At 62.3% G+C, this 13,136-nt stretch carries 10 protein-coding genes; 3 read left to right on the top strand and 7 right to left on the bottom strand.

Annotated features, from left to right (window positions below; all coding sequences use genetic code 11):
• Positions 1-40: 40 nt before the first annotated feature.
• Positions 41-1,477 carry an outer membrane protein assembly factor BamB family protein gene (locus BOO71_RS15920; protein WP_075831566.1) on the bottom strand — a complete coding sequence of 479 codons (1,437 nt, stop codon included), beginning with the start codon at positions 1,475-1,477 and terminating at the stop codon, positions 41-43.
• Between the two features lie 614 nt (positions 1,478-2,091).
• Positions 2,092-2,361, bottom strand: coding sequence for a hypothetical protein (locus BOO71_RS15915; RefSeq protein ID WP_139322846.1), 270 nt, complete (start codon positions 2,359-2,361; stop codon positions 2,092-2,094).
• A 647-nt stretch (positions 2,362-3,008) separates the two neighbouring features.
• Here BOO71_RS15915 and BOO71_RS15910 point away from each other — a divergent pair.
• The 3 genes from BOO71_RS15910 to BOO71_RS15900 all read left to right on the top strand — a co-directional run bounded on the left by BOO71_RS15910 (position 3,009) and on the right by BOO71_RS15900 (position 5,962).
• Positions 3,009-4,664 carry a molybdopterin-dependent oxidoreductase gene (locus BOO71_RS15910; protein WP_075831568.1) on the top strand — a complete coding sequence of 552 codons (1,656 nt, stop codon included), beginning with the start codon at positions 3,009-3,011 and terminating at the stop codon, positions 4,662-4,664.
• An 89-nt stretch (positions 4,665-4,753) separates the two neighbouring features.
• Positions 4,754-5,542, top strand: coding sequence for an IS5 family transposase (locus BOO71_RS15905; RefSeq protein ID WP_083653269.1), 789 nt, complete (start codon positions 4,754-4,756; stop codon positions 5,540-5,542).
• A 114-nt stretch (positions 5,543-5,656) separates the two neighbouring features.
• Positions 5,657-5,962 carry a non-heme iron oxygenase ferredoxin subunit gene (locus BOO71_RS15900; protein WP_075831570.1) on the top strand — a complete coding sequence of 102 codons (306 nt, stop codon included), beginning with the start codon at positions 5,657-5,659 and terminating at the stop codon, positions 5,960-5,962.
• Positions 5,963-6,090: 128 nt separating this feature from the next.
• Here BOO71_RS15900 and BOO71_RS15895 read toward each other — a convergent pair whose 3' ends face one another.
• The 5 genes from BOO71_RS15895 to BOO71_RS15875 are packed head-to-tail and all read right to left on the bottom strand — an operon-like array spanning position 6,091 to position 13,079.
• The gene (locus BOO71_RS15895; protein WP_139322847.1) at positions 6,091-7,149 is read right to left on the bottom strand and encodes a zinc-dependent alcohol dehydrogenase; all 1,059 of its coding nucleotides are present in this window, start codon (positions 7,147-7,149) and stop codon (positions 6,091-6,093) included.
• The gene (araA, locus tag BOO71_RS15890) at positions 7,146-8,660 is read right to left on the bottom strand and encodes an L-arabinose isomerase (RefSeq protein WP_217694877.1); all 1,515 of its coding nucleotides are present in this window, start codon (positions 8,658-8,660) and stop codon (positions 7,146-7,148) included. Before araA ends, BOO71_RS15895 begins: the two co-directional genes overlap by 4 nt.
• Positions 8,651-9,337, bottom strand: a complete 687-nt coding sequence (locus tag BOO71_RS15885) for an L-ribulose-5-phosphate 4-epimerase (RefSeq protein ID WP_217694878.1) — start codon at positions 9,335-9,337, stop codon at positions 8,651-8,653. The genes araA and BOO71_RS15885 overlap by 10 nt, the downstream gene beginning before the upstream one ends.
• Positions 9,334-11,007: a ribulokinase gene (araB, locus tag BOO71_RS15880; RefSeq protein ID WP_075831571.1), complete on the bottom strand. Its 1,674-nt coding sequence runs from the start codon at positions 11,005-11,007 to the stop codon at positions 9,334-9,336. Before araB ends, BOO71_RS15885 begins: the two co-directional genes overlap by 4 nt.
• Positions 11,004-13,079: a beta-galactosidase gene (locus BOO71_RS15875; RefSeq protein WP_075831572.1), complete on the bottom strand. Its 2,076-nt coding sequence runs from the start codon at positions 13,077-13,079 to the stop codon at positions 11,004-11,006. Before BOO71_RS15875 ends, araB begins: the two co-directional genes overlap by 4 nt.
• Between the last annotated feature and the right edge of the window lie 57 nt (positions 13,080-13,136).

Raw genomic sequence — 13,136 nt, 5'->3', positions numbered from 1 at the left:
GACTGCTGCGACAGGCAGTCTGGAGACCAACCTTCCTTTATCAGCGTCCAGTATTGTTGTTGTCCCGACGGAACTTGGGCCAACTGCTGGTCGCCAGTCCACGTGAAAGCGAGTACAGGGCATAGACCTTGTGGCCTGAACCTATATAAACCGTACCATCCATGCCAAGAGCGGGCGAGGAAATGACCAGATTGCCCGTGTTGTACTTCCAGCGGGGCTGACCAGTCATCGGGTCAAGGGCATAGACGTAATTGTTGTGAGAACCAACGTACACTGCACCATCGGCACCAATGGCAGGCGACGAGGCGACGTAACTGCCTGTGTTGTACTTCCACCTGGCATGTCCCGTCGTAGGGTTGAGGGCATACACGTTGCCGTCATTGGACCCGACATAGATTGTGCCGTCTCCACCCACCGCAGGGGACGAGGTCACCAGACTGCCTGTCCCGAATTTCCATCTGGACTGACCCGTGGTGGCATCCAGGGCGTAGACGTTGCCATCATTGGAACCGACATACACCGTGCCGTCTTGACCCAGAGCGGGTGAAAAGAGGACGTAGCCGCCTGTGCCGAACTTCCATCTGGGCCGGCCCGTCCCAGGACGGAGCGCGTAAACGTTGGTGTCTGCTGAGCCAACGTACACCGTGCCATCCGCGCCCACGGCAGGTGAAGACTCAACCATTCCGCCAGTAGCGAACGCCCACCGGGGTCTCCCCGTTGTGGGGTTGAGGGCGTAGACGTTGTGGTCATCGGAGCCGACATACACCATACCGTCCACCCCCAGACCCACTGAGGAAATGACATAACCACCCGTCTTGAACTTCCACTTGACTGTGCCGTCAGGCTTAAGGGCATAAAGGTTGGTGTCAGTCGAACCCACATAGATCACCCCCTCTGGACTCAGGGCAGGCGAAGCGAGGACGTAACCACCCGTTTTGAACTTCCATTTCATCTGGCCTGTCGCGGGATTGAGGGCGTAGACGTTGGTATCTCCTGAACCTATATAAACTGTGCCGTCCTGACCAATGACGGGCGAGGAGTCCACACGATTGCCAGTGGTCATCGTCCACTTAACGGAGCCTTCCGCATGCAGAGTACGTTTTCCCAGCACACTGGCTGCATCTTTACAGTTGCCGGTGGAACTGACCCACACTGCAGCGTGGCTGGCTGTAAAGCTCCGTGCCGTCAGGGTAAAATGGGCTTGAGGGTCCAGAGCGCTGACCCTCAGTGCGGGGTGGTTGGTGCAGGCTTGAGCCTTTGAAGACAGGTGAACTTTTCCGTTCAACTTCAGTTGTAAGGTGAGAGCACCCTGTTGCCTCACAACCGTCGTACCATCCGAGAGGTTCAGGAAATGAGTCGGGGCGTTGGTTTGGATTTGCAGAGAAGCAAGGGGAGACTGGGGGGTGACTTGAGCGTCCGCCGCTCTGGCAACCAGGAGAAAGGAGCCGATGAGCAGGCGTGAGGCGAATCGCTGCATGAGCTTTTCCCGTTTCCGTCTCGGCCCGTCGCGCGAACGAACAGGCAGCAGAACGTCTGGCACCGGTATCATTGATTCGGCCGGTGTGGCGGCGTTCGCGCCAGGTTGAGCCACGCGTCATCGTCCGGGTCGTCTCCAGAGCCGCCCTCGTCCACCCAGCGCTCCAGAGCAATGATGAGGGGCGGGATCACCAGTGCGGGTGATCCAGAGGGTTGACGCCAGCCGCCACTGTGCAGGGCATTGTGGCGGCGCAACCTGAGGAAAGGTTTTTTCAGCCCTGCGGCTCGCCCAGAACTTTGGGCGGCTTGGGCGTCTCCGGCTTGCACGGGCATGTTGTGCTTGAGGGGATCTGATCGGTTCACGGGGTGCCTCCAGGGTTTACTTGGGGCTCGCCAGTAAACGGCCTGCATCATGGTGTCGTGGCCTTGATGCTGTCCACTGGCGGGCCATCCCAGGGGACACGCCTGCTGGACAGGCTTTTATACGGACTCCGATTAGAGGGTGTTGAAAAACCCGCAATCCGAGCGGAGCGAAAAGGAGAAAAACGGGTGCCGGGCGTGGAGTGTAGGAATCGGCGCAGTCCCGATTCCTACACGAAACAAACGGAATCCGTATTACATGTCCAGTGGATCAGATAACTCGCTGGCGCGCTTAGCCTCCTCAAGCATGATCTTGTGCCGGAAGAACCTGTCTCGTTGGTCCTCCCTGCCCATACTGGCCGTCTCGGGACCGAGTTCCAGCAATTCGTCGGAATGCTCGACAGTGGGATCGGGCGAGGTGAAATCACTTTCTGAGGCGTCGTGGTGGCTGCGGTCCGTCTGGTTGAGATCTATCTCGCCGCGCTGCTGTTCCAGACGTTCTTTGTCGGGACGGAGACTGGTCATGTTGATGACCTCCTGCTGAAGATGCGGCATGGTCCGTGGTGCGGTGGCGCGCCCGTAGGGCGTCCGCCCGTCCATTCGAGTTGTCCCCTATTGCCTCTAACAGCAACATCGGAAGTATGGGGGAGAATCGCCGCACTGGCGCTTGCCAGGATGTCGGGAGTTGAAGCTGCCCTTATCGACGTTGACCCTGTCGGGTCCACCCGATGAGCAGACCGTCATCTAGCCGTCTGCTCTGCGATGGTGGCCCAGCTCGCTGCTCACGCGTGGGTGGGCGAAGATGGTTTCCCCCTTCACAGGTTGCGCTTCTAAAGGTGTTAAGCGGGTAAGGGAGCCTTTAAAGATTTCAGGCCCTGCGGCTTGTTCCGGCTGGTTTGAGGTGAGATGAAGACCAGCCTGTCTGGTGGCTTCGCTGTGCGCGCCGCAACGCTCTGAGGGGAGTAGGCTGCTGGAGACGGAGCAGTCTTGCAACGCCGCTCGAAGGGTTTTCTGGAGTGTTGCTCCACCGCTTCCCACAACTTGCCGAGTGTCCCTGAAGACTAGGGTCTTTATAGCCAGACCGTGAACCCGTCAGTGTGGCCTTTGACTGGTCTGGCCGTCCTCCCTCCCGTGAGCACGACTCGATACCCTGATTTGGAGGCGCTGGATTTATGCACTCGTCACGTCCACGGGACAACAAGGTCCATTTTCCGCAAGATCGCCGTCCAGGACTCTGGATACGTCCGTCTCTCCTCATCGGCATAGCGGCGCTGGTCCTGTTGCCGATCATCATTGCCTGGATTCAGTACGGGGTATCTGGTTTGCCCGCGCTGGCTGACCCGGTTCGCACTTTCCCCGGTTCGTCCGGCTTCCCGCTCTGGCTGCGTATGGCGCACTACATCAGCTTCGTTCTGACGCTGCTGCTGATCCGCAGCGGTCTGTCGATCCTGGCGGACCATCCGCGCCTCTACCGTGATCAGGACTGCACCCCCGGCTCGGAGTGGATTCGCTTCACGCCGTTGACGGTGCCGACGGACCGGGTCTGGACGGCCAAGGACGATGCCCGCTACATCTCACCGCTGTGGAGCTTGCCGGGCTACCGCCATACCGTAGGCGTGGCCCGGCATTGGCATTTTCTCTCGGTGCTGTTCTGGGTGCTGACTGGCGTGGTCTACGTGGCGCTGCTGTTCGTGCAGGGTCACTGGGCGCGACTGGTGCCGACGTACTGGGGCATTCTCTCCGACGCCTGGAACATCTTCGTCCATTACGCAACTTTTCATCTGCCCCCTGAACCGGACGGCTTTGTTGCGTATCAGGCCTTACAGCAACTTACCTATTTTGCCGTGGTGTTCATCATGGCCCCGCTGTCCATCCTGAGCGGCCTCGCCATGTCGCCCGCGCTGGATGGCCACTTTGCTTGGTATCCACGCCTGTTCGGCGGACGGCAGGGGGCGCGGTCCCTGCATTTCCTGCTGATGGTGGGGTTCTCGGCCTTCCTGGTGATCCATGTGGCGCTGGTGGTTGCCACAGGCTTTGTCCAGAATATGAACCACATCGTCATGGGTACCGATACGGGTGGACCTGCCGGATGGATGCTGGGCCTGGTGGGGGTGACTGCCGCTCTCGCCGTGTTGTTTGCGGCCTACTGGGTGTCGTGGCACCGTCCGCGCGCCCTGCAACTCGCGGCCCGGCGCACCGTCGGGGCGCTGACCCTGCGGACGCTTGACCCGCTGAAACCCGTGGCCGAATTCGGCAGGGACGACATCTCCCCGCACTTCTGGTCCAATGGCAAACTGCCCACGTCTCAGGACTGGCAGACGCTGCTTGCTGAAGACTTTGGAGGCTTCAGGTTGCGTGTGTCCGGGTTGGTAGACCATCCAGTCGAACTCTCACTTGACGAAATTGTGGCCCTGGGTCAACACAATCAGATCACGCTGCATCACTGTATCCAGGGCTGGTCTGGCGTGGCCGAGTGGGGCGGCCTGCCGATGAGCGCCCTGATTGATCTGGTGCGGCCCCGCCTGGAGGCGCAGGTGGTGGTGTTCCATTCGTTCGGTGAGGGCCTGTACGGCGGCGAATATTACGAGACGCTGCCCTTGGCAGATGCCCTTCACCCACAGTGCCTGCTGGCCTATGAGATGAACGGTGAGCGTCTGGGGGCCGATCATGGCGCGCCGCTGCGGCTGCGGGCCGAGAATCAACTGGGGTACAAGATGATCAAGTGGATCAGCAGCATTGAATTCGTCGTCAGCGAGAAGGAGGTGGGCCAGGGCTTCGGCGGCGCGAATGAGGATCACGAGTATTTTGACCTCGTGCCCACCATCTAGAGCCTATGCAGACCGTGACAATCTCAGAGCGTGTTTTGAAAGTGCCTGGGACATAGCGCTATGGGCCAAGTTCTGGCACGTTGCAGTTGATGAGAAGACAACGTTACTCCAGTGACCTGACCCGCAAACAGTTTAAGCGCCTTGAAGCTCTTCTGCCCGCCTCCAAGGCGGGCGGACGGCCCCGCACGATCAATATGTATGAGCTGATATGCGCAATTTTCTATGTTCTCAAGAATGCCTGTGCCTGGCGCGATCTTCCTCACGATTTTCCAGCGTGGCAGACGGTCTACGGCTACTTTCAGCGGTTTCAGCAGGACGGGACGTGGGAAGCGGTCAACCGCTTCCTGCTGCGCCGAACCCGCATCAACGCAGGCCGCAACCCTGAACCCAGCGCCGGCAGCATCGACGCGCAAACCGTGCGCTGTGCGCCACAGGGAGGGATTCGTGGCATTGACGCGGGGAAAAAGACCAACGGGCGCAAGCGACACATCGCCGTGGATACGCTGGGCTTGCTGCTGCTGGTCATGGTGACCACAGGGAGCGTGCAGGATCGGGCGCAAGCGCCGATTTTGCTGGCGTTGCTCGCCCAGCGTTTTCCACGTCTGCGACACATCTGGGCCGATGGTGGCTACATGGGTTCACCCGTATCCTGGGCTAAAGAGGTCTTGAACTGGACCGTGGAGGTGGTCAAAAAACTGGCGGGACAACAGGGTTTTGTGGTGTTGCACCGTCGCTGGGTGGTCGAGCGCACCTTTGCGTGGATGACCCGCTGCCGCCGATTGAGCCGGGATTACGAGGGCTTGCCCCAGACGACGGAGGCGTGGTTCTACCTTGCCAACATCCGGCTCATGTTGCGCCGCCTAGAGCCGGGTGCCTGACCCTTTTAAAATACGCTCTCAGGATTTGATGACGGCCCAACGTTACCAGAGCCAGATCAGGGCTGCCTCGGTGCTGGGTGCCGCAGCGCGCACCGGCGACGTACACTGCACGGCATGCGCGTTCTCGTGGGTCAGGCGGCGGAGTTCCCCGAGGGGAGCCAGACAGCGGTTGAGGTGGACGGGAAAAGCGTGGTAGTGGTGAACTACGAGGGGCAATTTTATGCCCTGCGCAACAACTGTACCCATCAGGATTACCCGTTACTGGGTGGGGCGGTGAGTCTGGGACGGATCAAGTGCGAGAGACACGGCTCGCAGTTCGAGCTGACCACCGGCAAGGCGAAAGTGCTGCCTGCCGTGAAGCCTGTCGCGGTGTATCAGACCAGCGTGGACGCGGGCGCACTCTACGTCTTGCCGCGCTGAGGGTCAGACGCAGCACAGTAACCAGCGCAGACATGTCTTCTGGCCTGCCGTTTGTGCCTGTTCGAAGAGCAGAGACGATTGAGACGTGTTCGCTGGCTGCGGACACTGCGCAAACGCGCAAATGTGAATTACGGTTCCAGGACCACCTTGATCACGTTCTCCCGGTATTCGGCCAACAACTCAAACGCCTGGCGCACCTGGGCGAGTGGCAGGGTATGGGTGACGATGGCCTCCACGTCGACCAGGCCACGCGCCACGAGCTGAATGGCGCGCGGGTAGACGTTCCCCATGCGGCGCGAGAGTTTGATGGTCAGGCCCTTGCGGCGCACCTCCGAAGCGGTCAGGCTGAACTCGTCACCGGCGGGAATGCCGATCAGAATGACCTTCCCGCCGATGCGGGCCGCCCGCGTGGCGTGCCGGGGACCGTCCGGGCTGGTGGTAGCCTCAATGACCACGTCCGCGCCGCGCGTTGGCGTGTCCTGTACGGCGGCGAGATACGCGCCCGTATCCGAATAGACCGCCGCCGCACCAAGCTTCAGGGCCACCTCCCGGCGGTAGGCCAGCGGCTCAATCACACTGACTTGAAGCGCTCCACTGATCTGCGCGAGCATAAGCACATACAGACCAATCGGTCCAGCGCCCAGCACGGCCACGTTTGTGCCAGGCCGCAGCCTGGCGAGATCCAGCGCGTGCAGCGCCACCCCCAGCGGCTCCAGCAGCGCCGCCTGCGCGGGGGTAAACCCTGCCGGAACGCAGTGGACCGTGCTGGCTGGCACGGAGATATATTCGGCCATGCCACCTGCATGGGGCGGCGCACCCACGAAGGTCATGTTCGGACACAGGTGATGGTTGCCCTCGTGGCACCAGAAGCAGTCGCCGCAGGGCTGGGCGGGGTCCACGGCGACGAGTGTGCCGTCAGGCAGTCCGTACGGCGCGCCTGTTCCCCCGGTCACCTCCCCGGCGAACTCGTGACCCGGCGTGAAGTCACCCGCCAAGGCCACCGTCCCGATGCGGCCCTCATGCCAGTAGTGCAGGTCCGAGCCGCACACGCTGCACGCCTGAACGCGGATGAGCAGTTCGCCGGGAGCGGGCACAGGCTTCGGGAGATGACCCAGCTCAATGTGTCCCGCCCCCTTCATGATGGCGGCAGGCATCCTGGCCGCCTGTCCCATCTCTTCGGTGTTCATGCCCGCAGGCCCTGAGCCAGCAGGTAGTACAGGTCATTGAGCCGGAGACCCTGTCGGAAGGCGCGAAGTTCTGTGTTACCGTCGATAATGGCCAGTTCTACCCCGGCCATCGCCGCAAAATCCTCGATCATCTCGGTGGTCACGGCCCCGCTGTAACCGGTGTGGTGTGCGCCCCCGCCGTAGATCCAGGCGGCGCAGGCGGTCTTGAAGTCCGGCTGGCATTCCCAGACTGCCCGCGCTACAGGCAGGTGGGGCAGACCGGGGTGGGCCACTGAGGTCACCTCGTTCACGATCAGGCGGAACCGGCTGCCCAGATCAATCAGCGAGACGTTGATGGCCGCGCCCAGTTCGGCGTCGAACACCAGCCGCACCGGGTCTTCCTTGCCGCCGATGCCCAGCGGATGTACCTCCAGCCTGGGTTTGTGGGCCGCGATGCTGGGGCAGATTTCAAGCATGTGCGATCCCAGCACCTGATGCCTGCCCGGCTCCAGGTGGTAGGTGTAATCCTCCATGAACGAGGTGCCGCCCGGCAGTCCGTGGCCCATGACCTTCATGGCCCGCACCAGTGCCGCCGTTTTCCAGTCGCCCTCGCCGCCGAAGCCGTAGCCCTCGGCCATCAGGCGCTGGGTGGCGAGACCGGGAAGTTGTTTCAGGCCGTGCAGGTCTTCAAAAGTATCGGTGAAGCCCTTGAAGCCGCCCTCTTCCAGAAAGGCGCGCATCCCCGCTTCAATCCGTGCGCCGTCCCGCAACGAGTCGTGGCGTTGGCCGCCGGGTTGGAGTTCGGGGGCAACTTCGTATTCTGCTAGATACGTTCTGATTAGATCATCTATTTGATTCTCTGAGACAGCTTGGATACGCCCAGCCAGATCGCCCACCGCGTAGGTGTTAACTGAAAATCCAAACTTCATCTCGGCGCTGACCTTGTCGCCGTCGGTGACGCCCACGAAACGCATGTTGTCGCCGAAACGGCAGATGGCCGCGCCCTGCCAATCAAACCAGGCCCAGGCTGCCCGCGCCCACGCGCCCAGCCGCGCCTGAACTTCGTCGTCACTCCAGTGGCCCACCACCACCTTGCGCTCCAGCCGCAACCGGGTGTGCAGAAACCCGGCCTCGCGGTCCCCGTGCGCCGACTGGTTGAGGTTCATATAATCCATGTCGATGCGGTCCCAGGGCAGATCGCGCTCGAACTGGGTGTGCAGGTGGACGAAGGGTTTTTTCAAGGCACTCAGGCCGCCGATCCACATTTTCGATGGGCTGAAGGTGTGCATCCACAGGACCAGTCCGGCGCACAGCGGGTCTGAATTGGCCTCCAGGCACAGGCGGCGGATGTCGTCCGGCGTGGTCATCACGTCCTTGAAGACGACGGCAAGGGGAATGGCCGGGCTGCCGTCCAGCGCGTCCGAGACCTGCCGGGCCTGCGCTGCCACCTGCGCCAGCGTTTCGGGGCCGTAGAGATGCTGCGAGCCACAGACGAACCAGAGTTGCGGGGTCACGAGATTCTTCACGGGCACGGGGTCTCCTGATGTTGCTGTTGTCCGTAGACATGGGTGTAGCGGTGGTGCAGGCGGTCAATGTCGGCGGGCGAGATGGTCTGAACTTCGACGCCCCGCGCCGCTGCCAGTTGATAGGCCAGAAAGACGGTGCGGGCCACGTCCTCCACCATCACGGCCGCTTTCAGGGCAGCCAGTGGGGTTTTGCCGATGGTAAAGACCCCGTGGCTCTGGAGAATGATGGCGGGTGAGCGGTGGCCCTTCAGGACGCGCACCACCTCCGCACCAATCTCCTCGCCGCCAATGGGGGCAAATCCCCCGCAGGGGACGGGACCGCCGAACTCGTCGGCCATCGCAGTCAGGACGCAGGGAATCTCCTGTCCGGTGGCGGCCCAGGCGGTGGCGTAAGGGCTGTGGGTATGCACGATCCCGCCAACTTCCGGCATCTGGCGGTAGACATAGGCGTGGGTGGCCGTGTCGCTGCTGGGGCTGAGATCACCCTCAATCACTTGAGCGTTCAGATCAGTGACCACCATGCTCTCTGGCGTCAACTCCGCAAAAGTCACGCCGCTGGGCTTGATCAGCAAGCCGCCGTCCAAACGGGCGCTAATGTTGCCGCTCGTCCACGTCACCAGACCGTTTCTCGGCAGTTCCAGATGCAGGGCGTGCAGTTCTGCCCTCAATTCGGTGTGGTTCACGCAGTGACCTCACTTCTTTGCTTACGGGATACCGCGTCTTCCCGCAGCCGCTTGAGGGTTTTCATGGTCTGGTCCTCGCGCCCGAACAGATCGTGTAGATGTTTGTAGAGCTGATAAACCTGCGTGTAGGCGGCGTGTCTTGCTGCATCAGGCGTGTAAGCGGCCCGCGTGACTTTCGCCATCCCGTCTGCCGCCGACTGAATGTCCAGGTAAGCTCCGGCGGCCACGGCGGCGTGCATGGCACTCCCCAGCGCCGGGGCCTGCGAACTTCCAGCGATGCTGATCGGCAGTCCCAGGACGTCGGCGTAGGTCTGCATCAGCACCGGATTTTTGATCAGTCCACCAGCAGCAATGAATTCCCGCACGGGCACGCCAGAAGCGTTGAACGTCTCCACGATGACCCGCGTTCCGAAAGCCGTGGCTTCGATCAGCGCACGGTAAATGTCCTCGGCGCGGGTGGACAATCCCAACCCCATGATCATGCCGCTCAGATCGGTGTCCACCAGCACCGAGCGGTTGCCGCTCAGCCAGTCCAGCGCCAGCAGGCCGTGTTCGCCCACCGCCTGCGTGTTGCCCAGTTCGGTCAGCAGTTCGTGGACGCTCAGACCACGCTCCTGGGCCAGCGTGTGGTATTCAGGCGGGGTCAGTTTTTTGACCACCCAGCCGAACAGGTCACCCACGCCGTTCTGCCCAGCCTCGTAGCCGTAAGTACCAGGGGTAATCCCGCCCGCCACCACACCGCACATGCCCGGCACTTCTGCCAGGGTGTCGCCGATCATGACGTGACAGGTGCTGGTGCCCATGATCGCTACCAGTTGGCCGCTTCTTGTCGCTCCGACGGCGGGCGCGGTCACATGCGCGTCCACATTGCCCACCGCGACAGCCGTGCCGACGTTCAGGCCAGTTAAACGGGCCGCCGCTTCGGTCAAACTTCCAGCTCGGTCTCCCAACGGGTGCAGGTCACGCGAGAACTTGTTGATGGCATCCCGGAAGTCTGGATTCAGGGCCGCGAGATAATCGGGCGAGGGATACTCGCCGTCCTGATAGATCGCCTTGTACCCGGCGGTGCAGACGTTGCGAACCTCTGCGCCACACAGTTGCCAGGTCACCCAGTCGGTGGCTTCCAGGAAGCGCTCGGCTGCCGCGTAGACCTGTGGAGCCTCTTCCAGAATCTGCAACAACTTGGCAATGGCCCACTCGGCGCTGATCTTGCCCCCGTACCGTGGCAGCCAGCGCTCGCCCCGCTGCTCGGCCACGGCGTTGATGCGGTCTGCTTGCGGCTGCGCGGCGTGATGCCGCCACAGCTTGACGTAAGCGTGTGGCGTCCCTTCCCACTGCGGCAGAAAGCACAGCGGCGTGCCGTCTCGGGTGGTGGGCAACACCGTGCAGGCCGTGAAATCAATACCGACGCCGATGATCTGATCTGGATCAATCCCACTTTGCCGCAAGACCGCCGGGATGGTCTGCCCCAGCACGTCCAGATAATCCTGCGGGTGTTGCAAGGCCCATTCGGGCGGCAGGACAGGGCCACCGGGCAGAGAGTCGGTCATGACGGCGTGGGTATAGTCGTGAACCGCACTGGCGACTTCCTGACCGTCCTGAACACGCACCAGCACGGCGCGGCCCGACAAAGTGCCGAAGTCCACGCCTACCGTATATTGCTCGCTCATTGCCCACCTCCGGCTAGGACGGGTTCAGCGTCTGGGCGAAGGGTCAGGTCCCGCTCAAGCTGTCCGGTCAGCACCAGCACGCCGTAGGGTTCCAGGCGCGTGTCGCCGCTGACCTGCTGGCCGCCTAGAGCGTCATGCGCCGCCGGGAGCTGAATGGTCTGTGGTGTGGCGCTGTGGTTGATGATCACTGTGACCTCGCCAGCCGCTCCGCTGCGGCGGCAGACCTCCACGCCGGGTGGGGGTGTCAGGGCCGTCTGGACACCGCTGCGCTGGAGGGCAGCGGCCATCACGCTTTGCATCAGCTCCGCGTCCAGCCAGGCTCCCACCACGGTGACTCGTCCTGCGCCCACCGCCCTGGTGGTCACGGCGGCCTGTCCGTCCAGCCAGCCGTTGCTGGGGCCGTAGCGGGCCAGCACCTCCACATCGTCTGCCCGCACGCCCAGACGCTCGGCCCAGATGGACGCCTGACCGCTCCCCAGCATGCCCACGATGGCCGCAGGTTGGTGCAGAGAAAAATACTGTTCCACCTCCACGCCTGCCCACTCGGCCAGCTTTCCCGGCTGCTTGGAGGGCAGGAGCGCGTTGTCGTCGTCCTTGACGCCGCTGCGTGGCCCGATGATCAGGTGTCCACCGCCGCGAAGATAGCTACTGAGGTGTTCATAGATTTCCGGGGTCAGGCCGTGCAGATGCGGGGCCACCACCAGACGATAGCCCTCCAATGGGGCCAGCGGATGCACGATGTCGGTGCCGATGCCTGCCTCACGCAGTGGACGGTAGTAACTCAGCAGGTGGCCGATGGGATCAAAGTCCTCGTGCTGGCGGTGAAAATTGAGCGCCCAGCGGTCCTCGTAACGGTGCAGCAGGGCCACCGCTGATACGGGGGTGGTCCCAATCAGATGGGGCGAGAGCTGCGACAGCTCTGCGCCGATCTGGGCGATCTCGGCGTAGTGGGGGCGGGGTGTGCCGTCGGGGTGCAGTACGGTTCCCCAGTACTGTTCCTGGCCGCCCAGCGCGCTGCGCCATTGCCAGTACGAGATCAGGTCTGCGCCGTGGCCGATCTGGTGGTAGACCAGGCTGCGGATCTCGCCCATATTCAGCGCGTTGTTGGTGGTCATGTGGTTGGTGGCCCCGGCCTGGGTTTCCAGCACCCAGTAATTCCGGCGCTTGAGGCCGCGCGTCAGGTCGTGCTCGGCCCCGTTGCGGATGAAATCCAGGTGACCGTCACCGATGTAGTTGTCAAAGCCCGCCACGTCCAGCTCGTCACTCAGGGCGTAGTGATCAAACAAATCAAAAAAGCCCATGAAGTTGTGCGTGAAGACCTGCTCCAGGCGGGCGTGGGGCCGGATGGCCGCGATCTGTTCGTGCTGATAGGTGGCGTAAAGCTGTGTGATGAAGCGCTGAAAATCCAGGCGCAGGGCTGGGTTATGCACCATCCAGGGGTGTTCGGTGCTGGGAAAGATGGGCAGCGGGATTTGCCCCCAGTCGCTGTAACTCTGGCTCCAGTAACGTGTCCACCAGCGGCGGTTCAGCTCGTCCAGGGTGCCATAACGTCCGCGCAGAAAGTCCTGAAAGCGCAGGCGCGTTTCGGCGTCGTAGGACGCGCGGTTGTACTCGTTGTCGATCTGCCAGCCGATCACCTGTGGGTACGGGCCGAAGCGCTCGCCCAGTTTCCCGGCGATCCGACTCGCAAACTGGCGATACGTTGCGCTGCCGACGTTGTAGTGACAGCGTCCACCATGCGGAGAGCGGACACCGTCCTGATTGACCGCCAGGGTGTCCGGGTGCGCCGCCGTCAACCACGCAGGCGGACTGGCCGTGGGCGTGGCGATGATAACCTTCATGCCGAATTCGGCGGCCTGTTCAATGGCCCGCTCAAACAAATCAAGTTCAAAGACGCCGTCTGCGGGTTCCAGGGTACTCCAGGCAAAATCGCAGATGCGGACGGTGTTGATGCCTGCCTCCCGCATCAGGCGCAGGTCCTCGGGCCAGCGGTCCTCAGGCCAGTGTTCGGGATACCAGGCGACGCCGTAGCGCAGCACATCGGAGGGCGTGGAAGGGGGCAGGGTAGGCATGGGAGTTCCTCCAGGGCGCAGATAATGGGAATTTGGGTGACAAGAAGCCGGACCAGC

This window comes from Deinococcus marmoris, assembly GCF_001949125.1.
GTDB lineage: Bacteria > Deinococcota > Deinococci > Deinococcales > Deinococcaceae > Deinococcus > Deinococcus marmoris_A.
This window is presented reverse-complemented; position numbering and strand designations above follow the sequence as displayed.

Coding starts and splice junctions, on each gene's coding strand:
- BOO71_RS15910 (WP_075831568.1), top strand. CDS start 3,009: ATGCACTCGTCACGTCCACGGGACAACAAGGTCCATTTTCCGCAAGAT.
- BOO71_RS15915 (WP_139322846.1), bottom strand. CDS start 2,361: ATGACCAGTCTCCGTCCCGACAAAGAACGTCTGGAACAGCAGCGCGGC.
- BOO71_RS15895 (WP_139322847.1), bottom strand. CDS start 7,149: ATGAACACCGAAGAGATGGGACAGGCGGCCAGGATGCCTGCCGCCATC.
- BOO71_RS15900 (WP_075831570.1), top strand. CDS start 5,657: ATGCGCGTTCTCGTGGGTCAGGCGGCGGAGTTCCCCGAGGGGAGCCAG.
- araB (WP_075831571.1), bottom strand. CDS start 11,007: ATGAGCGAGCAATATACGGTAGGCGTGGACTTCGGCACTTTGTCGGGC.
- BOO71_RS15905 (WP_083653269.1), top strand. CDS start 4,754: ATGAGAAGACAACGTTACTCCAGTGACCTGACCCGCAAACAGTTTAAG.
- BOO71_RS15875 (WP_075831572.1), bottom strand. CDS start 13,079: ATGCCTACCCTGCCCCCTTCCACGCCCTCCGATGTGCTGCGCTACGGC.
- BOO71_RS15920 (WP_075831566.1), bottom strand. CDS start 1,477: ATGCAGCGATTCGCCTCACGCCTGCTCATCGGCTCCTTTCTCCTGGTT.